The organism is Citrobacter sp. S46_ASV_140, from assembly GCF_018919545.1.
GTDB classification, from domain to species: domain Bacteria; phylum Pseudomonadota; class Gammaproteobacteria; order Enterobacterales; family Enterobacteriaceae; genus Citrobacter; species Citrobacter braakii.
This window is the reverse complement of record NZ_JAHLRC010000036.1, coordinates 18,129-40,011: the sequence shown is the minus strand read 5'-3', so window position 1 is coordinate 40,011 and position 21,883 is coordinate 18,129. Positions and strand designations below refer to the sequence as shown.

14 protein-coding genes and 1 tRNA gene are annotated in these 21,883 nt (G+C 53.9%); 2 read left to right on the top strand and 13 right to left on the bottom strand.

Annotation, left to right across the window (positions count from 1 at the left end; genetic code table 11):
• Positions 1–77: transfer RNA gene (locus KQJ19_RS11735), tRNA-Met, on the top strand.
• A gap of 75 nt (positions 78–152) precedes the next feature.
• Here the strand turns inward: KQJ19_RS11735 and amiC are convergent.
• Positions 153–1,406: an N-acetylmuramoyl-L-alanine amidase AmiC gene (gene amiC, locus KQJ19_RS11730; RefSeq protein WP_016154266.1), complete on the bottom strand. Its 1,254-nt coding sequence runs from the start codon at positions 1,404–1,406 to the stop codon at positions 153–155.
• Positions 1,407–1,641: 235 nt separating this feature from the next.
• Between amiC and argA the strand changes: the two genes are divergently transcribed.
• Positions 1,642–2,973 carry an amino-acid N-acetyltransferase gene (argA, locus tag KQJ19_RS11725; RefSeq protein WP_008785703.1) on the top strand — a complete coding sequence of 444 codons (1,332 nt, stop codon included), beginning with the start codon at positions 1,642–1,644 and terminating at the stop codon, positions 2,971–2,973.
• Between the two features lie 46 nt (positions 2,974–3,019).
• Here the strand turns inward: argA and recD are convergent, their stop codons facing one another.
• The 12 genes from recD to rppH all read right to left on the bottom strand — a co-directional run bounded on the left by recD (position 3,020) and on the right by rppH (position 21,374).
• On the bottom strand, positions 3,020–4,840 hold the full coding sequence (recD, locus tag KQJ19_RS11720) for an exodeoxyribonuclease V subunit alpha (RefSeq protein ID WP_149381204.1): 1,821 nt from the start codon (positions 4,838–4,840) through the stop codon (positions 3,020–3,022).
• The gene (recB, locus tag KQJ19_RS11715) at positions 4,837–8,382 is read right to left on the bottom strand and encodes an exodeoxyribonuclease V subunit beta (RefSeq protein WP_216403676.1); all 3,546 of its coding nucleotides are present in this window, start codon (positions 8,380–8,382) and stop codon (positions 4,837–4,839) included. The genes recD and recB overlap by 4 nt, the downstream gene beginning before the upstream one ends.
• Positions 8,375–11,263, bottom strand: coding sequence for a pitrilysin (ptrA, locus tag KQJ19_RS11710; RefSeq protein WP_047499367.1), 2,889 nt, complete (start codon positions 11,261–11,263; stop codon positions 8,375–8,377). The genes recB and ptrA overlap by 8 nt, the downstream gene beginning before the upstream one ends.
• Positions 11,264–11,442: 179 nt before the next feature.
• Positions 11,443–14,811 (bottom strand): exodeoxyribonuclease V subunit gamma, encoded by a 3,369-nt coding sequence (gene recC / locus KQJ19_RS11705; protein WP_216403675.1) that lies wholly within the window; start codon positions 14,809–14,811, stop codon positions 11,443–11,445.
• A gap of 12 nt (positions 14,812–14,823) precedes the next feature.
• On the bottom strand, positions 14,824–15,147 hold the full coding sequence (locus tag KQJ19_RS11700; RefSeq protein ID WP_216403674.1) for a prepilin-type N-terminal cleavage/methylation domain-containing protein: 324 nt from the start codon (positions 15,145–15,147) through the stop codon (positions 14,824–14,826).
• Positions 15,132–15,539 carry a DUF2509 family protein gene (locus KQJ19_RS11695; RefSeq protein ID WP_216403673.1) on the bottom strand — a complete coding sequence of 136 codons (408 nt, stop codon included), beginning with the start codon at positions 15,537–15,539 and terminating at the stop codon, positions 15,132–15,134. The genes KQJ19_RS11700 and KQJ19_RS11695 overlap by 16 nt, the downstream gene beginning before the upstream one ends.
• Positions 15,536–16,099 (bottom strand): prepilin peptidase-dependent protein, encoded by a 564-nt coding sequence (locus KQJ19_RS11690; protein WP_216403672.1) that lies wholly within the window; start codon positions 16,097–16,099, stop codon positions 15,536–15,538. Before KQJ19_RS11690 ends, KQJ19_RS11695 begins: the two co-directional genes overlap by 4 nt.
• Positions 16,090–16,560, bottom strand: coding sequence for a prepilin peptidase-dependent protein (locus KQJ19_RS11685; protein WP_016157377.1), 471 nt, complete (start codon positions 16,558–16,560; stop codon positions 16,090–16,092). Before KQJ19_RS11685 ends, KQJ19_RS11690 begins: the two co-directional genes overlap by 10 nt.
• A 183-nt stretch (positions 16,561–16,743) precedes the next feature.
• On the bottom strand, positions 16,744–17,538 hold the full coding sequence (gene thyA / locus KQJ19_RS11680) for a thymidylate synthase (protein WP_003033990.1): 795 nt from the start codon (positions 17,536–17,538) through the stop codon (positions 16,744–16,746).
• 6 nt (positions 17,539–17,544) lie between these two features.
• Positions 17,545–18,420, bottom strand: a complete 876-nt coding sequence (gene lgt / locus KQJ19_RS11675) for a prolipoprotein diacylglyceryl transferase (protein ID WP_047499362.1) — start codon at positions 18,418–18,420, stop codon at positions 17,545–17,547.
• Positions 18,421–18,584: 164 nt separating this feature from the next.
• Positions 18,585–20,831, bottom strand: a complete 2,247-nt coding sequence (gene ptsP, locus KQJ19_RS11670) for a phosphoenolpyruvate--protein phosphotransferase (protein ID WP_016154275.1) — start codon at positions 20,829–20,831, stop codon at positions 18,585–18,587.
• A 12-nt stretch (positions 20,832–20,843) separates the two neighbouring features.
• Complete coding sequence (gene rppH, locus KQJ19_RS11665) at positions 20,844–21,374, bottom strand: RNA pyrophosphohydrolase (RefSeq protein ID WP_003825602.1); 531 nt, start codon at positions 21,372–21,374, stop codon at positions 20,844–20,846.
• Positions 21,375–21,883 lie beyond the last annotated feature (509 nt).

Below are 21,883 nucleotides of genomic sequence, written 5' to 3'. Positions count from 1 at the left end.
CGCGGGGTGGAGCAGCCTGGTAGCTCGTCGGGCTCATAACCCGAAGGTCGTCGGTTCAAATCCGGCCCCCGCAACCAACATTATAAACACCCTAAAGGGTGTTTTTTTGTATCTGCGGTCCATAAAAAAAAGCGCTTTTCAGCGCTTTTTTGTTATCCCCTTCTCGCCAGCGTCGCACCATCGGCAAAGTAGGCTTTGATCCCCGCCAGAATCGACTCTGCAACTTCCTGCTGGAAGGTCGCAGTTTTGAGCTTGCGCTCTTCCTCAACGTTACTGATAAATGCGGTTTCCACCAGAATAGACGGAATATCCGGCGCTTTAAGTACCGCAAACCCGGCTTGTTCAACCTGGTTCTTATGCAGATTGTTAACTTTACCGAGCTTATTCAATACCGCTTTACCAAACTTTAGGCTGTCGGCGATGGTCAGCGATTGCACCATGTCGAACATGGTATGGTCGACGTAGCGATCGCCGCTCTTGCTGACGCCGCCAATCAAATCCGAGGCGTTCTGAGTTTGCGCCAGATATTTCGCGGCGGTGCTGGTCGCCCCTTTGGTCGAGAGCGCAAATACCGACGAACCTCTGGGCTGTCGACTGGTGAATGCATCGGCGTGAATAGAGACAAACAGGTCTGCACGCTGCTTCTGCGCTTTCGCCACGCGGACTTTAAGCGGAATGAAGATATCTTCATTTCGCGTCATAAAGACCTTCATGTTGCCCTCTTTCTCTATGAGGGCTCGCAGGCGTCGGGCAATCTGCAGCACCACATCTTTTTCACGCGTCTTGTATTTCCCCACCGCACCGGAGTCCTCTCCGCCATGCCCTGGGTCGAGCATAATGACAATGGGACGATCGCGCCCCGCTTTACCCGGCTGCGGGCCACTTTGCGCAGGCGGCACCTGTTTGTCCAGATCGCCCTTGTTGTATTCTTCCAGCAACGCCAGCAGCGGATCCTGAACATCCTGGGCATTCGCAGGATAGAGATCCATCACCAGACGTTCTTTAAAGCCAGCCACCGGAGCCAGCGCAAAAAGTTGCGGCTTCACATTCTGTTTCAGCTCGAACACCATCCGCACGGTCTGTGGGTCAAACTGCCCGACGCGCGCCGATTTAATATACGGATCGTCAGGACGGATCTGCGCACCCATGCCCTTGAGCACCGAGTTCAAATTAACGCCTTCAATATCCACAACCACACGCTCAGGATTACTCAGGGCAAACTGTTTGTATTTCAGCAGACGGTTTGATTCTACCGTGACGCGGGTGTAGCTGGACGCTGGCCAGACACGTACGGCAACGACCTGACTCATGGCAGCCAGACCAACCTGGCTGACGCTCAAAAGCCACATAGCACCCGCACCTTTCAGTAAACGGCGGCGACTGATTGCTGAATTGGATCCCGACATGCTTCTCCCGAGCAAAAAGAAATCTTTATTGAGGTAATACGTAAAACGTCTGAATTGACCGGAAACTTTAGCGAATGACGCATAATCTGTCATCTATAAAAGGGTAAACATTCTTTTTATATTCACGGCATTACTGAGAAAAATCTTCAGCATGGGTAAAAATTACGCTTGCGCACAGCGCCAAAACAGAATAAAAATACATAAATTACGAATAATCATGCAATGAGGGTGTGCCGTGGTGAAGGAGCGTAGAACCGAACTGGTACAGGGATTCCGCCATTCTGTTCCCTATATCAATACCCATCGGGGAAAGACGTTTGTCATTATGCTGGGCGGCGAAGCCATCGAGCATGAAAACTTTTCCAGTATCGTCAATGACATTGGCCTTCTTCATAGTCTCGGCATCCGCCTTGTGGTGGTCTATGGCGCACGGCCGCAGATTGATGCCAATCTTGCGGCGCATCATCATGAACCGGTGTACCACAAGAATACGCGCGTTACCGACGCTAAAACCCTGGAGCTGGTCAAGCAGGCGGCGGGGTTACTTCAGCTTGATATTACCGCCCGCCTGTCAATGAGCCTGAATAATACGCCATTGCAGGGGGCGCACATCAATGTGGTCAGCGGTAATTTTATTATCTCCCAGCCGCTGGGCGTTGATGACGGCGTGGATTACTGCCATAGCGGACGTATTCGTCGTATTGATGAAGATGCCATTCACCGCCAGTTAGACAGTGGCGCGATTGTGCTGATGGGCCCGGTCGCCGTTTCCGTCACCGGTGAGAGCTTTAACCTGACTTCAGAAGAGGTCGCCACGCAGTTGGCTATCAAACTGAAGGCAGAGAAAATGATCGGCTTTTGCTCCTCTCAGGGCGTCACCAACGATGATGGCGATATTATTTCCGAGCTGTTTCCTAACGAAGCCCAGGCGCGCGTTGAGTTGCAGGAAGAGAAAGGCGATTACAGCTCCGGCACAGTGCGCTTCCTGCGTGGGGCAGTGAAAGCCTGTCGCAGTGGGGTACGGCGCTGCCATCTGATCAGCTATCAGGAAGATGGCGCATTGCTGCAGGAACTGTTCTCCCGTGACGGGATCGGTACGCAGATCGTAATGGAAAGCGCCGAGCAGATCCGCCGCGCTACCATTAACGATATCGGCGGGATTCTGGAGCTGATCCGCCCGCTGGAGCAGCAAGGCATTCTGGTACGTCGCTCCCGCGAACAACTGGAAATGGAGATCGACAAATTCACGATTATTCAGCGCGATAACCTGACCATCGCCTGCGCCGCTCTGTACCCTTTCCCGGAGGAGAGAATTGGCGAAATGGCGTGCGTGGCGGTGCATCCGGACTACCGTAGCTCATCGCGCGGGGAAGTATTGCTGGAGCGGATCGCCGCGCAGGCCCGGCAAATGGGACTGAGCAAACTGTTCGTGCTGACCACGCGCAGCATTCACTGGTTCCAGGAACGTGGTTTCACGCCGGTGGATATCGACCTGCTGCCGGAAAGCAAGAAAGAGATGTACAACTATCAGCGGCGGTCAAAGGTGCTGATGGCGGATTTGGGGTAGTGGTCGTTGCCGGATGCGGTATAAATGCCTTATCCGGCAACGAATTTTATTGATTAAACAACGCCGACAATCCGCTGCGACGTTCGGTGCGGGTGGCAATGGCGTTACTTAATATCCGCTCATCGGCATACAGTGACAGACGCCGGCGCGCGCGGGTGACGGCGGTATAGACCAGCTCGCGGGTAACCACGGGTGAATGCTGGCTCGGTAAAATCAACGCCGCATGGTCAAACTCAGATCCCTGCGATTTGTGCACGGTCATCGCCCAGGTGGTTTCATGTTCAGGTAAGCGACTGGGCTGGACTGATTTGATAGAACCGTCCGGCAGCGCAAACCACACCCTCAGGCCCTGTCCACGATCGAGGGCAATGCCGATATCACCGTTAAATAATCCCAGCGAACTGTCATTGCGCGCGATCATCACCGGTCTTCCCTCATACCAGCGGCTATGCGTTGAACGATGAATTTTACGTTTTTGCGCCATCACCTGCTCAAGGCGTTCATTCAAACCACCCACGCCAAACGGACCTTCACGCAGGGCACACAACAGCTGATACTCATTGAAGGCCTGAATGACGGCATCCGGCTCAGCGCCCTCTCGCAGTAAATCCAGATAGTGCCCATAACCCGCCAGCGCCTCATCCAACATCGCGGCGTAATCTTCGCTGCTATGTAGCGTGCGTTTTTCGATGTCGCTAAACCCCTGCTGGAAGACCGTTTTTAGCGCGGCTTTGTCACCACGATTAATCGCAGCAGCCAACTGACCGATTCCGGAATCGCTACCGAAACGGTAACTCTTTTGCAGCAGACACAAACTGTCGCGCAAAGCGGCGGCCTGAGTTCCCAAACCTGCCGGAATAGCGCTTCCGGTCAGACGACTGAGCTGGCGGGCGCGTTCCGGGGTAAACCCGTCACCGACGAAAGCACAGATATCCCCCAGCACCGCCCCCGCTTCGACGGAAGCGAGCTGGTCACGATCGCCAAGAAAAATCACCCGCCCGTGCGGCGGCAGCGCATCGATAAGGCGCGACATCATCGGCAAATCAATCATCGAGGCTTCATCCACCACCAGCACATCCAGATGCAGCGGGTTTCCCGCATGATGGCGCAGGCGCTGACTGCCTGGCTGAGCGCCTAATAATCGATGCAACGTACTGGCGTCATCGGGAATGCGTTTCTTTTGCTCTTCGGTTAACGGCAGTTCTCGTAGCGCTGCACCCAGCGAGGCAGTCAGGCGCGCTGCCGCCTTTCCAGTAGGAGCCGCCAGGCGAATACGGCAGCGTTCCCCCTCCGCCATCTGAATCAACGCCGCCAAAAGCCTCGCAACTGTTGTCGTTTTTCCGGTCCCCGGCCCGCCGGAGATCACCGATATACGACGGGTCAACGCCACCGCAGCGGCCACTTTTTGCCAGTTAACACCTTCCGCTGGTGGAAACAACGCCGCCAGCGTGTGGGTCAGCCGTTGTTCATCCACCTCAATGGCGTGGTTAACTTCACTGAAAAAGCGAGCCACCGCCCGTTCGTTATGCCACATCCGGTTCAGATACAGGCGATCGCCGTGCAGCACCAGCGGCGTGGGTTGCTCACCACGGCTTACCGCCCCGGAGGCCAGCAGACATTCCGTCCAGTCTTCAGGCTCCCCCACTTCAGCGAGCCAGGCACTTAAAAGGGGATGGGCATCCTCGCTCAGGGATAACCGTGAAAGTGGTAAGCAGACGTGCCCTTCTCCTGCTTCACGACTGAGCAACGCCGCCGCCAGCGCAACGGCAGGGTTGTCATTTCCGGCAACCGCCAGCGCAAACTGGGCATCCAGAGGCCGGAGCTGTTTTTGCTCCACAGCTTCCAGTAATCGTTTCTGGATTGTCATGACATCTCCTCCAGTGGCGCACCGACAAACATCTCGTCCATCAAGGCGATTAACTCCCCGTCAGGTCGGGTCGCGTAAATTCCCTGTTGCGGATTTTCACTGTCAATGCCACGCAAGAAGAGATAAATAACGCCGCCAAAATGGCGTTCATAATCGTAATCAGCAATGCGATGGCGCAAGTAGCGATGCAGCGCCAGGGTATAAAGTTGATACTGCAGGTCGTAGCGATGCGCCTGCATGGCAGAGGCCATCGCCTGCTGCGTATACGCTGAGCTGTCTTCCCCCAGCCAGTTCGATTTGTAATCGAGAAGGTAATAACGCCCCTGGTGGCGGAAAACCAGGTCAATAAATCCTTTCAGCATGCCGCGTACCTGCATAAATTCCAACGCAGGGCACCCCGCGGAGAGCGGATCGTATTGGCGAATTAACGCATCAAGTTGGCTGGCCATCAGCGGCTGCGAAATCGGCAGGTAAAACTCCATCTCCACCTGTTTTTCACGCGCGGAAAGATGGCTCAAACTCACGCCCGTCTCGTTGAGAGGCGCCTGCAAAATGGCATCCAGCCATTCGGTCAAAACCGGCGTCCAGTGCGCGTCATAACCGCCCAACGCCAGTTTTTCCTCGACCCAACTCGGATCTACCGGTTGAGTAAAGTCGAGATCTTCAAACAGGCTATGCAAGAATGTACCTGGCGAAGCGCCGCGCGGGAACTGATGCGGTGTAAGCCCTGACTCTTCAATAACCTCACCAACGCCTGCGGCATCAATATCCAGTCGCGGGATCAGATCCTGCGCGATTCCATGCCCACGCTGTTGCAGACCGGAATAACTGGTCACGCGCCAGCTATCGCCGGGCGTACGCTGCAGTATTTTCGCACTCAGTTCGCAGCTAACAGCCTGCGCAACTTGCCAGCGTTCACCGTCAGGCTGCGCAGGCGTCTGGCAGGCAATATCGTCGCTACACAGCGCTTCAATCGCACTACGCAGACCCGCGGCATCCATCGGCTCACCTTTTTGCAACAGGCGACCAAGGGCGCTGTGATGCACATCGGTATCCCCTTTTTTATCGCCCCGACGTCGCACCAACGGCGCCACGCCAAGGCTGCAGTGCCATACCGAACGGGTTAGCGCGACATAGAGCAAACGCAGGTCTTCCGCCAGACGTTCCGCTTCAGCCAGCTCAACGCTCTCCTCGGCATCGCTGAGATCCAGCACGGCTTCAAAAGAGCTGCGATCATGGTAGAAAGCCTGATCTTGGACGCGGAAATTCGTGATAAACGGCAGCCAGACCAGCGGATACTCCAGCCCTTTAGATTTATGGATAGTGACGATTTTGACCAGATGCTTGTCGCTTTCCAGCCTGAGCTGCTGGCTGGACGCGTTGCTGTCGGGTTCAAGAATATGCTGGGACAGCCAGCGCACCAGCGCATGCTCGCTTTCCAGCTGCGAGCCCGCTTCCTGCAACAGTTCGCTAATATGTAAAATATCGGTCAGGCGGCGTTCGCCCCCCGCCGTCGCCAGCAGGTTTTCCGCAATCTGGCGGGTTGTCATCAGCGCGCGCAGCATCGGCATCACGCCGCGTTTATGCCAGATCTGACGATAGCCATCAAACTCTTCGACCACCGCATCCCAGGCATTTTCGTCGTTATTTAACGCTTCAAGATCCTGCGCATTCAGACCCATCATTGAGGTCGCCAGCGCGCTACGCAGCGTGTTCTCACGCTCCGGTGTCATCACCGCCTGCAGCACCCACAGCAACTCCCGCGCTTCCAGCGTTTCAAATACGCTGTCACGGTTGGAAAGGTAGACGGAGGGAATTGCCAGCTGCGTCAGCGCATCACGGACCAGTGCCGCCTCCTGGCGGCTACGAACCAGTACGCTGATATCCGACGCGCGTACCGGACTGGATGTTTTACCACTGACCAGTTGCGCAGCGCCAGACTGCCCGGCCTTAAGCCAGTCGCGAATTTGCGTGGCGCACACTTGGGCCATGTAGTTCTGATAATCGCCTACGCCGCAGCTTTCCCCTTCCATCAGCCACATGCTCATGGCTGGCTGTGTCTCACCATGTAAAACAAACCGAAACGACTGGTTTTTTTCTGCAAATTTTACCGGGCTAAAGGGGATTTCGCGGAACATAAATGCGTCATCCATCTGGCTGAAAAGCGTATTTACGCTATTGACCATGCCGGGGGCCGAACGCCAGTTGGTATCGAGCGTATAGTGTGCGCTGACCTCGCTGCGCGCCTTCATATAGGTGAAGATATCCGCGCCGCGAAACGCGTAAATCGCCTGTTTTGGGTCGCCAATCAGCAGCAGTGCGGTATCCGGCTGATGCTGCCAGATCCGGCGAAAAATACGGTACTGCTGCGGATCGGTATCCTGAAATTCATCGATCATCGCGACCGAAAAACGGGTACGGATAGCCGTCGCCAGCGCATCGCCGCTTTCACTGCGCAACGCCGCATCCAGACGGCTGAGCATATCGTCAAAGCCTAGCTCACCGCGGCATCGTTTCTCCTCGGCAACCGCTGAACGGATCTCCGCCAGCGCCCGGGTGATCACCAGATCGCGGAGAGTTAACGGTTCGCTAAGCAGTTCATCAATAGCGACAAACAGCGGGTGCTGAGGGGGTATTCCGCCCGCTTTAGTGCGCTCTTCCAGAAAACGCTGTGAGAATTTCTCCAGCGCGTCAGGAAGCTGATAACTTTGGGTTTCTTCTTGCGCCCATGCGCTGATCTTTTCGATCCACTTGCCCTGGTTACCACGATTAAATTTACGCCGGTCAATCCCGGAGGCTTCCAGCAGGCCATCCAGCTCATCAACGGATTCACGCCATTGCTGCTTGATCTGGTTAATGCGCGTGAGAATTTGTTCGTGCCGGGAAACCAGCGTTTCGTCATCAGACGGCGGAGCCTTGATGACCGGCGCTTCCCCCTGCAGATAGCGATCGATGTCTCTCAGCAGAGCCTGCGGTCCTTTCCACGTTTCAAAAATCACCTGCGCAATGTCGCGGGGTAGCGGATAGCAGTGCCGACGCCAGAAGTCCGCACAGGCCTGATAGCGCAGCAGCGATTCATCTTCTATCAGTTGCTGTTCGAACAGCATGCCTGATTCAAAGGCGTTGAGACTGAGCATACGCTGACAAAAGCCGTGGATGGTAAACACCGCCGCTTCATCCATCTGTCTTTCAGCCAATAGCAGCCACTGAGCGGCCTGTTTTTTATCGGCGATTTCATCTAACAAACGGACATATAGCGGGTTGTCGGTTGTTTCACGCAGGCAGGCAATTCGCAGTTCATGAATGTTGCTACGAATTCGACCACGCAACTCTTCGGTGGCCGCCTCGGTGAAGGTGACCACGAGCAGTTCTTCAACGGTCAGAGGACGAGGAAAGGCGGCAGAGCCGCCCAGTCCAAGCAGTAAACGTAAATACAGGGCGGCGATGGTAAAGGTTTTACCGGTGCCCGCAGAGGCTTCAATCAGGCGCTCGCCCGTCAGGGGCAAGCGCAGTGGATCAAGGGACTCAGCGGCATCATTCATTCTTATCACTCATCAGGGGTAAGGTTTGCTGCAACGCGCTGACGGTCTGCCACACTTTCCAGCCTTCCGGGTGCACATATTCTGCTTTCCCGTTCTGACTGCCGGAAACCTGTGACAGTATCGCCATGCCTTGCGGCTCAACCACCGCCTGATGGAAGAAGTCGGCAAGTTTTTGCGGCGTCAGCAGTTTAATCTGAGCCACTATTTTATCACGTGAATCGAAGCGCATATTGCCGCGATCAAAATCTTTGCTTAACTGTGAGGCTTCTTCCCCCAGCGTTTGCGGCGCCTGCAGCATTTGCGCAATAATCGCCTGCTGAATTTGCGCAAACTCTTCAGGTTTCATCGCCCGCAGCTTCGCTTCCGCCGTCGGGAAGAACGCTTTATAACGCTCCCAAAGGTAAGACGGCTGCTTATCATTGCTTTGCAGCAGGAACCCCATTCCCCACTGACGGCCGATACTCATCGGGAAAGCAAATACAGCGTAGCCTAACTGCTCTTCAGTACGCAGTTGATTGTAGAACCACGGCTGAACAATCTGCCCTAACATGGCGCTGTAGGCTGAACTGGCGTATTCATCGTATCCGGTTGGCACAAATACCGCCGCCAGCGCGGAGTCCGTGCTACTGCCTGCTTTTTCAAAGATGACAGACTGCTTCTTGTCCACAACCACATCTTTATTGCGACACCACTGTGACCCGTTAGCGCCAAGCTGTTGTTGGATATCCCGCGCCATGGTCGTCGCCTGAGCGGCACTCATATTACCAATTACCAGGAATTCAGGCCGCGCACCGGTTTTTAAGGCGTCGCGGTACGTCATCACCTCTTTCAGGGTGATAGAAGGCAGTAGTTTACGGCGCTCATCGCGTGAGAAGTACGGCACCTGAGAAAGCATTTGCACTGGCATAATTGCCTGATCGTAGGCTTTACCCTTCTCTGCAGAATCCATCATCTGGGCATACCAGGATTTCGCCTGTTCCAGCTGTTCATCCGTTGAGGTGTAGCTGAAATAGCCGCTCAGCAGCGCCTGAAAAAGCTGCGGCAGACGTTGGGTATAGCCGTTGGCGTTAAGCATCAACCCATTGTTAGCGTTGGTAGAGAAACCAATTCCACCTACCGACGCCTGGTTGCTTAACTGATCGAGCGCAATCCCCGCCAGGTAATCGTTAAGTGCGAATAATACCTGGTTGCGGGCGCTGTCCATGGCCTTCGGGTTACGCAGGATCACGCTGACGTCAGCCTTCGGCTCACTGGCAAAATACTGGCTCGGCGCATACACCACGCGTAGATCCGGCTCATCAACGATCAGTTCCGGGTGAGCGTATTTTTTATCCGTTTTAATCAGCGTGAAATCATCCGGAATGTAGGGGTTCAACTCCGGTAACGACAGCGCAATGCCCTGCGCTTTTTGCTGCCAGTCGGCAAAGGTTTTGTCGCTGATTTTATCCACCTGGTAAGGCGCATCGACAAAATAAGCGGTTTTATTATGCGGTTCTTTCGCACTGATATACCAGATACGCGCATTCTGTGGCGTCATCATTGCCAGGCGTTGCTCAACGGCTTTCACATCGTACTGGTCGGCAATATTCACCGCATCCAGCGTATGTTCGACAGGAACGCGGATCATGGTATCAGCCAGCCATTCCACGTAGTCCATATCACGGGTGATGGAGGGATAACGGAAATCGAGATCCAGTACGTGCGCCAGTTCGTCAAAATAGCGTTTATCGACGCCTTTATCGCGTAACAGATTGAGATAACTGAAAATTGCCGCAACAACTTCATCGCGGTTCGCCAGCCCTTTGTCGGTTAACGTCGCGGAAATGGCTAACACGCCGCTGTTCCCATTGACCACCGGATCGGAATCCGCACGAATACCTTCAACCAGTCCCTGCTTTTGCAGCCAGTCAGACAACGTTCCAGGGCTACGATTACCAATCAGATAGGTCACCAGCTCATCGGTTTTACTGCGGAACTGCGCGCTGTTGTTATCGATACGAAACTCGACGCGCAGTACTTTACGCGGCATTGCCGGAACATAGTGGATGATGACGCCCTTTTGCGCGTCGGTGACTACCGGTACGGTAATTTCAGGCTTTACGATATTTCTGTTCGGTACGCGTCCAAAGGTGTCAGCAGCTATCCGCGCCAGCTCTGGCAGCGGCTTATTGCTATAAATCACCGCCTTCATCAGGTTCGCGGAGTAGTACTTTTCATGAAATTTTTGTAATGCCTGCACCACCGGGTTTCCCGGTTTATCGCTTAATGTCTCGAGATTTCCGCCGGAGAAACGCGAGCCAGGGTGCGCCGGGTTGATGGTCTCAGCACTCACCTGCGCCATACGCATCCCGTCTCGGGTACGCGCCAGCGTCAGCTCGGAGTTAACCGCGTTACGCTCACGATCGGCATATTTTTTATCCAGCAACGGATCGGCAATAGCGTCCGCCAGGCGATCCACCGCCCCCACCAACGCGTCGTTTTCGACTTCAAGATAGAAGGCCGTACGGTAAGGCGCGGTGCTGGCATTGTGGCTGCCGCCGTGCATTTTCAGGAATTCAGCCAGACTGTCCGGCTGCGGGTATTTTTTCGAGCCCATCAGACACATGTGTTCGAGATAATGCGCCAGCCCCTGATGCTCGTCCGGATCTTCCAGCGAGCCCACGGGAACCACCAGTGCAGAAAGGGATTTCACGGCCTGAGGATCGGATACCAGCAACACGACCATGCCGTTATCAAGGCGCACGGCCTGATACTGGCGGGTGTCTTTATCGCTTTTACGGATGGTTTCAGCTAAAGGCTGCCAACCGGTATCTGCCTGACTTACGGGAACCCAAAGGGCGACGAACAACAGTAATGCGCTGAACCAGGTGCTGCGGGGCATTCACAAACCTCATCATTAACGTATTCACCTGTTCACAGCAAAGCACGCATAAATACGTGGTCTGAACAGGGCAAGACTATGTGCTGAACGAGCCAGCATCCTCTCTTTGTAAGAATCAGTCCGTGACAGAATGCGCATCATAGTGGAAGCCATCGGACTGCGCAATTTTTATACAATCATCATGACTGATTAAAGCGAAAAATCGGTAACAGGTAACGCTGAGACTGTAAAACAATGGTCTCCAGCGTAGCCGCATCCAGTTGACGCCAAAGACGCTGATACCAGATATCATCACCTTCACCCCGTACCATCATGTTGCCTTCATAGGCCTGCAGAAACTTACTGCGCGCTTTTTGCAACGTTGCATCGTCATCTAACATGGCATCATTTACGGCGTCATAACAGGTTTTTATCCAGGCGCCGCCGCTTTCGGGCAATACCAGCAATGGTGACGACATGCCTTCCCGATACCCGTCAATGAGCTGCGACAGGTACAGCAGCGCCTGCTCTGCATCCAGTGGCGGAAAACGCCATTCCCCGTCTTTACGCAGGAACAACCGGCTCTCTCCCGTACCGCCACTGGCACAATAGACAAGATGTTCCAGCCAAAGTTGCACCCCCTGCGCAATGCTTATCAAAGATGGGCGCCAGCGCAACAAACCGTCCTCTTGCACCTGTGGCAGCCAACCGGTGATTTGCACGCCGTTACAGTTAAGATCGATTTCCATACTCTGGCAGGGCTGACGACAGGCGATAATGCGTTCAGCCAGCGACTGCATCTCCTGACGCTGCGTATCCCACAGAATTTCGCCAAATGGCCCATAGGGAAGCGTGCCCGCCGCACGAAAACGGCGAAACAGTTGTTCAGCATCCTTCTCTTCAACCAGCGTGTTAAGCAATTGCTGATTAAGCTGATAGCGGGTTAATCCTTCAAGAGTGAACGGTTCCGTTTCCGGGATCTCACTTTCTTCAGAGCGGAAGTTGACCCTCAGCCGCATCTGGAAAAAAGCCCTTACCGGATGAGCCCAAAATCGCTGCAGCGTTTCCAGCGTCAGCGTTTCAGGCATCTCAAAGGGAAGCGTCTGGACAAAATCCGTGTGCGCTTTTCCTGACAGGCTCGCCGCAGGCAGCCATTCCCGGGCATAGCTTTGCTGTTCGCCCGGCAGATAGTTTTGTGCATCAAAGGGCATACGGGTATGCAAACGAGTAATGTGTGCTTTTACCCGGGCCTCGCTTTGATCGCAGGTCAACGATTCATCGCCCGGCAGGTAGTGGCTTTGCCCGATGTAGTCCATCAGTTCCTGCACCAGTACCGACGGGAAGCGCTCGCTGTTGTCCTGAATGGAGCGGCCAATGTAGCTGATGTAGAGCGTTTGCTGTGCTGAAATCAATGCTTCAAGAAACAGGTAGCGGTCATCATCGCGACGGCTGCGATCGCCCCTCATCGGTTTTTGACTCATCAAATCAAAGCCCAACGGCGCAAGCTGACGCGGATAAACGCCATCGTTCATACCCAGCAGGCACACCACCTTGAAAGGAATAGAGCGCATCGGCATCAGCGTACAAATGTTAACTGGCCCCGCCAGGAAGCGCTGGCTAATGCGCTCCTGGTCAAGACGCTGGGCCAGCTCATCACGCAATAGAGAAAGCGGTATGGCATCACCATACTCAGCCCCCAGACCTTCAGTGATAATGGCCTGCCACTGCTGTTCAATCAGCGTCATCGCCGCTTCGGTATCTGCATCCGGCAGGAAGAAATCATTAAGCATGTCCCGACAAACGGGCAGCCACTCTTCCAGCGGCCGTTCCTGCGCTAACCCTCTACGCCAGAGATTGAGCTGCATCAGCAACGAGGCCAGATGCCCTACCAACTCGGCAATCAAACCGTTTGACTCATCGTATGGCAATACCGATTGCCACTCGCCCTGCGCGCTTTCCATCGCGTAGCCGAGCAGCATGCGCGTTAAACCAAATTGCCAGGTATGCTGACCTGTAGGCGGAAGTTCCAGTTCACGCACGTTATCGTCGTCAATTCCCCAGCGAATCCCGGATTCATTGACCCATAACCGAAGATAGCGCAGCCCTTCTTCATCGATATTGAAACGCGCCGCCAGCACGGGCACATCCAGTAATGCCAGCACATCCTCTGAGACAAAACGGCTATCCGGCAGCGACAGCAGGCTAATAAAGGCCTGTAAGACGGGATGAGACTGGCGCGCCCGACGGTCGGAAATCGCATAAGGTAAGTAACGCTCAGTTGGCGCGCTGCCAAAGACCGACTGAATAAATGGGCTGTAGCTGTCGATATCCGCCACCATCACAATAATATCGCGCGGCGTCAGCGTGGGATCCGCTTCCAGCATTGCCAGCAGGCGGTCATGAAGAATTTCTACCTCGCGCTGTGGGCTATGACAAACATGGAAAGTCACGCTGGTGTCGTTCAGTTCAAGCCGTCGTTTATTATCGCTACGCGAATACTCTTCCAGCGTAACACCCGCCACGGCATGGCTTTCAAGTTCCAGAATATCCGATTGAATATTATGCAAAAGATTGTCAGGCGTAATATCGACAAACGCATCCAGTTCCTGACTATTTTCCAGTTCTGAAAGCAAATAAATGTAATCGCGCCCCAGTTTGCCCCACGAGGCCAGCATCGGGTTGCCCACATCCTGTTCACCATCGCTGTTAAACAATCCTTCGGCTTTCTGACTATCGCGAAACAGCGGCAGGTGGCGTTCTTCAAAGCTGTGCCGACGCTGACGCGCCATCAGCTTCGCCAGCCAGGCGGGATCTTTTATATCTCCCCAGTAGTAGCGACAAGGGTTGGTAAACAGCAGATGAATATCAATGTGCTTGCCCAGCGCCTGCAATGCCTGCAAATAAACCGGCGGCAGCGCTGAAATGCCGCAAATAAAGACGCGAGAAGGCAGTCCCTGCGGGCACTCGGACGCACTTTCCAGAGTCTGAATAAATCGTTGGTATAAATTGGCGCGATGCCAGCGCGGCTGGCCCAATTCCTCGGTGTGTTCCACCAGCGCTTTCCACAACGGCGCCTGCCAGGCCTGAGATTCGCCGAGTCCCTCAACCTGTCGCCCGGCTTCCCACTGGGTCAACCACTCAGGGCGATAGACTAAATACTGGTCGAAGAGGTCAGCCGCGCGTGAGGAAAGCTGAAACAGCTTACGTTTATCGGTGTCGTCCGTCAGATAGTGGCGCAGCAATGCGAAGTCATCGCCATCCAGCAATTGCGGCAACAGCGTCATCAACTTCCAGCTCATGCTCTGTTTGCTGAACGCGCTCTCTTTCGGGATATCCGGCAGCACGCGCACAAACATATCCCAGATAAAACTCGCGGGCAGCGGAAAATCGATGTTGGCGGCAATACTAAACTTCTGTGCAAGGGTCATTTGTAGCCACTGCGCCATACCGGTACTTTGAACCAGGATCATCTCAGGTTCAAAGGGGTCGTCCAGCCGCTCGCGCTCAACGATAAATTCCATTAACGCTTCCAGCACATCCAGACGATTGGAGTGGTAGACCCTTAACATAGCGACTCCTGACTACTGACGATTCGGGCAATGCAGACGCGTCATCTGACCCTGCCTGCCCAAGGGTGAAGAAATTTTAACGTTGATGCTGACACATCCCGCGCTCATTGTCTGCATTCGGTTAACCTGCCAGTTCAAAGGCGATGAAAACTGATACAGCTGGGTTTGCTGCCAGGCGTGACGCCTGAGTTGCTGATACTGGTTTCTGATGATAAAGCTGTTCATCAGCGCCCGCTGGTATCCTGACAGCGCGGTCACAATCATGATCATCAGCACCATTGCCAGCATCACTTCCGGCAGGCTAAAGCCACGCTGTCTGTTCAGGGGATCTGACATAGCGCCTGCTCCTTTAGCGGACAAAAATCGCTCCAGCCATGCACCGAATATTCGATACTGTCATCAATAATCGCCCCCTGCCGCCATAACGATACCCCTTCATAATGGACTATAAGCAGCACGAAATTATTAGTAAGCAGTCGCAGGCAAACCGCGGCATCCTGCGTGGTATAACGCCGACACTGTGCGGCGAGTTGTAAGCGCCAGGGCTGCATACGCCCCCATTCCATCGCAGATTGCACCACCGCCTGGCGCTGCAGAGCCTGACTTTGCGTGACCACTCGCGAAGCAAAACGGGACTCCTGCCTGCTAACGCCTTGCAGCAGAAGGCTACCGAGCACCAGCAGTAACAGGACCATCGCTAAAGATGAAACGCCCCGCTCACGGTTCACAAGTTGAATCCTGTCACGCTGTAGACTGCTTCAATAACCTTTTGTGGCTCGACATTGTTCACTCCGCGCAAACGCAACGTAAGGAGCGGGGAATATCCGCTGATATTCAGACGTTCGACCTGAAATGTCTCAATCTGTATCGTGGCTGGATCGGTCATTTTCTCCCACCCTTTTCCATTGCAGTCCGTTACTCCCCGCAGGGTCTCCAGTACCTTGTCCTGTAAACGAAATCCAATCGTATCGGCCTCTTTCGCGGGACTGCTCTCCCAAATGCCGTTGCTATTGGCATCCCAGCGCGCAATGACACAGTCGCCCTTAGCCGATATCTCCAGCCCTTCTCCGACACAGTTTCCGCGGCAATACCCTGCCCGCTGAAGATGCTTCGCCACGGTGTATACCCGCTGCCATATTTCATCTTCAAGCGCTAACTGGCGCGTGTTGCGCAGGATCTCTCGCTGCAGCGCGGGTAAAAATCGCGCTGAGCTAAGCAATAAAACGCTGCTAATCGCCATAGCAATCAGCACCTCCAGGAGTGAAAAGCCCCGTTCATTTACTGACATAACCTGGCCTCATCTTTCTCGCAAAGCCTGATTCGCCCCCAGCCAGACACCACCACGCGCCATTCCCCTGTCGTATTTTTCAGGCGAATATGTCCAGCCCATGCCGTATTGCGCAGACCAAAAAAGGCCAGTGAAGGCGTTATCTCTGCCATTTCGACATCGTCCCAGGGCGGTGTAAAAACCAAGGGCGAAACGGGTAGACACGTGGTTTGCACAGCAGCAGAGCTGACAAAACACCAGGATGTGCCATCCCGAATCACGCTGATGACGTGATCGCGGTTACGCCAGTTAGCATCTTCACGCAGTTGCAGCAGGTAATCTCGCACCTGAATGGCGGTTTGCCATAGCCGCTGTTGCTGCTGCCAGCGCTGCCAACCATACAGCCCCGAGGCGCCAAGCGCCGCGACGATCAGCATCGCAATCAGGGTTTCGAGAAGCGTGTAGCCGTGTTGTTTTTTCATGTCGCCAGTATGGCGTGAGGAAAATGAATAACGAGCGGGAAATTCGGTTTCTACGGCGAGCTACGAGGAATATTTGTCGCGTTGCAGGTCGTTGCAATATTTCAGGAACCCACGCCGAAGAACGCGATTTGAGACAAAAAAAACCGACGCACACGGGCGTCGGTTGTGACAGCATGAAGCCGATTAGATAGCCACTGGCGCTTTAATACCAGGATGCGGATCGTAGCCTTCAATTTCGAAATCTTCGAAGCGATAGTCAAAGATAGATTCAGGCTTACGTTTGATGACCAGCTTCGGCAGCGCGCGCGGTTCGCGGCTAAGCTGCAGATGCGTTTGATCCATATGATTGCTGTACAGGTGCGTGTCGCCACCGGTCCAGACAAAATCACCCACTTCCAGATCGCACTGCTGCGCCATCATGTGTACCAGCAAGGCGTAGCTGGCAATGTTAAACGGCAAACCGAGGAACACATCGCACGAACGCTGATACAGCTGGCAGGAGAGCTTGCCATCCGCCACGTAAAACTGGAAGAACGCGTGGCACGGCGCCAGCGCCATTTTATCCAGCTCACCGACGTTCCATGCAGAAACGATAATTCGGCGAGAGTCCGGGTCATTTTTGAGCTGGTTTAACACCGTGGTGATCTGGTCAATATGACGACCGTCTGGCGTAGGCCACGCACGCCACTGTTTGCCATAAACCGGGCCCAGATTACCGTTTTCATCCGCCCATTCGTCCCAGATTGAGACGTTGTTTTCATGCAGGTAGGCAACGTTGGTGTCGCCCTGCAAAAACCACAGCAGTTCATGAATGATCGAGCGTAAATGACAGCGTTTAGTCGTAACCAGCGGGAACCCTTCCTGCAGATTAAAACGCATCTGATGACCAAAAATGGAAAGCGTTCCGGTTCCGGTACGGTCGTTTTTCTGTGTGCCTTCATCCAGCACTTTTTGCATCAGTTCTAAATACTGTTTCATGGTTCCTCAGGAAACGTGTTGCTGTGGGCTGCGGCGGTACGCCCAAACCATCATAATAATGCCTGCGACAATCATCGGGATTGAGAGGATCTGTCCCATGCTAATGTACTGTACCCAGGTGCCGGTAAACTGTGCATCCGGCTGGCGGAAGAATTCAACGATAATACGAAACGCGCCATAACCAATCAGGAACAGACCGGATACCGAACCCATCGGGCGCGGTTTACGAATGTACAGATTAAGAATGATAAACAACACAACGCCTTCCAGCGCCATCTCATAAAGCTGTGAGGCATGGCGCGGCAGCGAGCCGTAGGTATCAAAAATAGACTGCCATTGCGGGTTAGTTTGCAGCAGTAAAATGTCTTCGGTACGGGAGCCCGGGAACAGCATGGCGTAATTGAAATTCGGATCAACGCGTCCCCACAGCTCACCGTTGATAAAGTTGCCCAAACGCCCTGCCCCCAGACCAAACGGAATCAGCGGGGCAATGAAATCAGAAACCTGGAAGAACGAACGCTTGGTGCGTTTGGCGAAGATAATCATCACCAGGATCACACCAATCAGCCCACCGTGGAAGGACATCCCGCCGTCCCAAACGCGGAACAGATACAGCGGATTATCGAGGAATAACGGGAAGTTATAGAACAGTACGTAACCAATACGTCCTCCGAGGAAAACCCCGAGGAAGCCCGCATACAGTAGATTTTCTACTTCATTTTTGGTCCAGCCACTGCCCGGACGATTAGCACGGCGCGTCGCCAGCCACATCGCAAAAATAAACCCCACCAAATACATTAAGCCGTACCAGTGAAGCGCGACGGGTCCGATTGAGAAAATGACCGGATCGAAATCCGGAAAATGCAGATAGCTACTGGTCATCTGTCACCACAAGTTCTTGTTATTTCGCTGAAGTCAGACAGCAATTGATAAGCGCGCCTGCATAATGCAGGCGCTCCAAAGGTGCGAATGATAGCACATGGGGATCGCAGCGGATGCCGATTACAGTTAAAAGATATGTATACCTACTGTTACCAGCCCTCGATTCACAATCCCCCGCGAATCAGTCCCCCCATGCCACGGCGTTCCATAAAAGCCGCCACCTGATGGCGTACTTCTGTCGCCATCTGCGCTTCCAGGCTGCGTTGCGCCAGCGTTTGCGCCTCATCAAAATCGATATGGCGCAGCAGATATTTAACGCGAGCCACGGAACGACCGTTCATCGACAAATGGCGAAAACCCAGGCCGATCAGAATGGCCACGCACATCGGGTCGCCCGCCATTTCACCGCACAATCGCAAATCGATACCGCTTCTTTCGGCTTCCTGCGCAATCATCGCCAGCACACGTAACATACCCGGATGCAGGCTGTCATAAATGCTGGCCACCCGCGTATTGTTACGATCGACAGCCAGAATGTACTGGGTGAGATCGTTGGTTCCGACCGAGATAAAGTCTATCCGGTTTATCAGATGCGGCAGCATAAACACCATCGACGGAACTTCCAGCATGATGCCAATGCGCGGTTTTGGGATCGCGTAGCCGATCATCTCTTCCACTTCGCGTCCGGCGCGTTCAATCAAACGTCGCGCTTCGTCCACTTCATCAATGCTGGTGACCATCGGCAGCAAAATGCTCAGGTTGCCGGTTGCCGCGTTGGCACGCAGCATGGCCCGAACCTGGATCAAAAAGATCTCCGGCTGATCGAGCGTTATGCGAATGCCACGCCAGCCAAGGCACGGGTTCTCTTCACTGATCGGCATGTAGGGCAGTTGTTTATCGGCGCCGACATCCAGCGTACGCAGAGTCACCGGCTTGTCGTTAAACATTTGCAGCATGCCCTGATACTGCGCAACCTGTTCTTCTTCCGAAGGAAAACCGCTTTGCAGCATGAACGGGATTTCGGTGCGATACAGGCCAATGCCGTCGATCCGGCTCCCCAGCTTCTCTTCATGCTCCGGGCTGAGGCCAGCATTGAGCATCACCTTCACGCGCTCGCCGCTTTTCAACTGTGCTGGCTGGTTGACGTCATCTTCCGCCAGGCGGCTCAGTTCTATTTCTTCACTGATAAGACGCTGGTATTCCTGGATCAATACCGGTTCTGGATCGACCAGCAGTTCACCGCGATAACCGTCCACTACCAGCGTACGGCGATGTAACACCGATGGCTGAATATCGGCCCCCATGACGGTAGGGATACCCAGCGCACGAACCATAATAGCCGCATGAGAGTTGGCCGCGCCGTCCCGGACAACCACACCGACTAAGCGGTCCTGAGGAAGTTCCGCCAGCGTGGTGGCGGAAAGCTCATCCGCCACCAGCACAAAGCGTTCCGGCCAGGTATTCGGCCCCTGGATCGAGTCGTCAAGATGGAACAGTAGACGCTGGCCCAGCGCGCGTAAATCTCCGGCCCGCTCTTTGAGGTAGTTATCACTCAGCGCAGCAAACTGTTCGGCAAACTTTTCGATGATCGTTTTAACGGCCCACTCGGCCACCGAACCGTTATCCACTTCCGCAAATAGCTCACGGCGCAGACGAGTATCGGAAAGCAAGTGTGAGTAGAGATCAAAAATCGCCGCCGTTTCTTTCTGCGCCCCGGCGGTAAAGCGTTTGCTGTAGCGGCGGAATTCATTCGCCGCCTCTTCCAGCGCACCGGTGAGCCGCTCGCGCTCAAGCGCCGGATCCAACGTTGAAGCCTGATAGACCTGCTCCATCAGCGGCAGCGTCGCATCCTGCCAGCCTTCGGCTATTGCCACGCCAGGCGCGGCGGGCAATGCGCGGATGCGCGTTTGCCGGTATTGGCCGAACAGCGCGTTTAGCTGCGACTGCGAAAGAATCGCCGCCATTTGCGTAGCGAGCGTGACGAGGAAAGACTCTTCACTTTCATCGTACTGGCGCAATTCGCGCTGCTGGACCACCAGCACACCTAACAGCTGACGGCGCTGAATAATCGGTACGCCTAAGAACGCACGAAAACGCTCTTCTTTTACCGAAGGGATGTATTTAAAGCTGGGATGTTTTTGCGCATCGGCGAGGTTGATAGGTTCCGCCAGCCTGCCAACCAGGCCAACGATACCTTCATCAAACGCGAGTGCGACAGTACGACCACGCGGTTTCTTCAGTCCCCGGGTCGCCATGAGGTAATAACAACGTCGATCGTGATCGGCCAAATAAACCGAACAGACCTCTGTATCCATCGCAAGACAGATGTCGGTAACCAGAATATTCAGCGCTTCATTCAGACGCGGAGCACTGGCCACCTTTTCGACTATTTCGCGCAGGCGGGTGAGCATAATTTGCGTAGCTTAACCTCTTTTACGTCTGTACGCAGGTGCGCTTTGCGGCTTAGGAGTGCTTTCCTGAAGCGCCATGACAACACTTGCGAATTCTTTCATCACCCTGCGATAGACATCGCGTTTAAATGACACCACCTGTCGAACCGGATACCAGTAACTCACCCAGCGCCAGCCGTCGAACTCAGGTGTACTGCTGGTTTGCATATTGATTTCAGCATCGCTGCTGACCAATTGCAGAAGAAACCATTTTTGTTTCTGGCCGATACAAACCGGCTTCGTGTCCCAACGCACCAAACGTTTCGGTAACTTGTAACGCAACCAGTTACGAGTAGAAGCAAGGATCCGTACATCTTTACGACTGAGACCCACTTCTTCAAAGAGTTCCCGGTACATCGCCTGCTCTGCTGTCTCTCCTGCATTTATCCCACCTTGCGGGAATTGCCAGGAGTGCTGACCAAATCGCCGGGCCCACATGACCTGCCCCTGGCGGTTACAAATTACTATCCCTACATTCGGGCGGTAGCCATCGTCATCAATCACCGGACTACCTCAATATAAACCTTATATACAAACGATTGTTTCACACTCCAGAGAGGCGGTAAACCACTCTGTTAAGGGCGCGATACTCTAATAACAATTGAATAACTCACAGCTAAGGGCGGAGTTATAAACAGAAGAAGGGCAAGCAAGGCGATTTTATTCACCTTTTCTGTGGATATAGTTGTGAAGAAGTACGGAATTACTATGGGAAAACCCAGAACAGTCCGAATAAGACATTCGTCACATATCAAAAATAGTCTTCTATATTCATAAAGTTAAAACCATTCAGCGCAAATAAACCCATAGAAATGTGACGTATATCACACACACGATCTTTAGGCTGATGAAAGATCGACCAGCGTTGGTTTTATCCACAGATTATGCCAATAAGTTAGGCACAATTTGTGTGAAAATTCGATTTTCGTCGCACGTCAAGGCTGTAAATTGAAACAGTAGTGGGGGTTTTTCACAGTTATCCCATCTTTCTGTGGATAACATGGTGTAAGATC

What these genes read in the sequence shown, in the direction of transcription:
- recB (WP_216403676.1), bottom strand. Translation starts at nt 8,382, where the DNA reads ATGAATGATGCCGCTGAGTCCCTTGATCCACTGCGCTTGCCCCTGACG.
- ptrA (WP_047499367.1), bottom strand. Translation starts at nt 11,263, where the DNA reads ATGCCCCGCAGCACCTGGTTCAGCGCATTACTGTTGTTCGTCGCCCTT.
- ptsP (WP_016154275.1), bottom strand. Translation starts at nt 20,831, where the DNA reads ATGCTCACCCGCCTGCGCGAAATAGTCGAAAAGGTGGCCAGTGCTCCG.
- amiC (WP_016154266.1), bottom strand. Translation starts at nt 1,406, where the DNA reads ATGTCGGGATCCAATTCAGCAATCAGTCGCCGCCGTTTACTGAAAGGT.
- recC (WP_216403675.1), bottom strand. Translation starts at nt 14,811, where the DNA reads ATGTTAAGGGTCTACCACTCCAATCGTCTGGATGTGCTGGAAGCGTTA.
- recD (WP_149381204.1), bottom strand. Translation starts at nt 4,840, where the DNA reads ATGACAATCCAGAAACGATTACTGGAAGCTGTGGAGCAAAAACAGCTC.
- lgt (WP_047499362.1), bottom strand. Translation starts at nt 18,420, where the DNA reads ATGACCAGTAGCTATCTGCATTTTCCGGATTTCGATCCGGTCATTTTC.
- thyA (WP_003033990.1), bottom strand. Translation starts at nt 17,538, where the DNA reads ATGAAACAGTATTTAGAACTGATGCAAAAAGTGCTGGATGAAGGCACA.
- KQJ19_RS11690 (WP_216403672.1), bottom strand. Translation starts at nt 16,099, where the DNA reads ATGTCAGTAAATGAACGGGGCTTTTCACTCCTGGAGGTGCTGATTGCT.
- KQJ19_RS11685 (WP_016157377.1), bottom strand. Translation starts at nt 16,560, where the DNA reads ATGAAAAAACAACACGGCTACACGCTTCTCGAAACCCTGATTGCGATG.
- KQJ19_RS11700 (WP_216403674.1), bottom strand. Translation starts at nt 15,147, where the DNA reads ATGTCAGATCCCCTGAACAGACAGCGTGGCTTTAGCCTGCCGGAAGTG.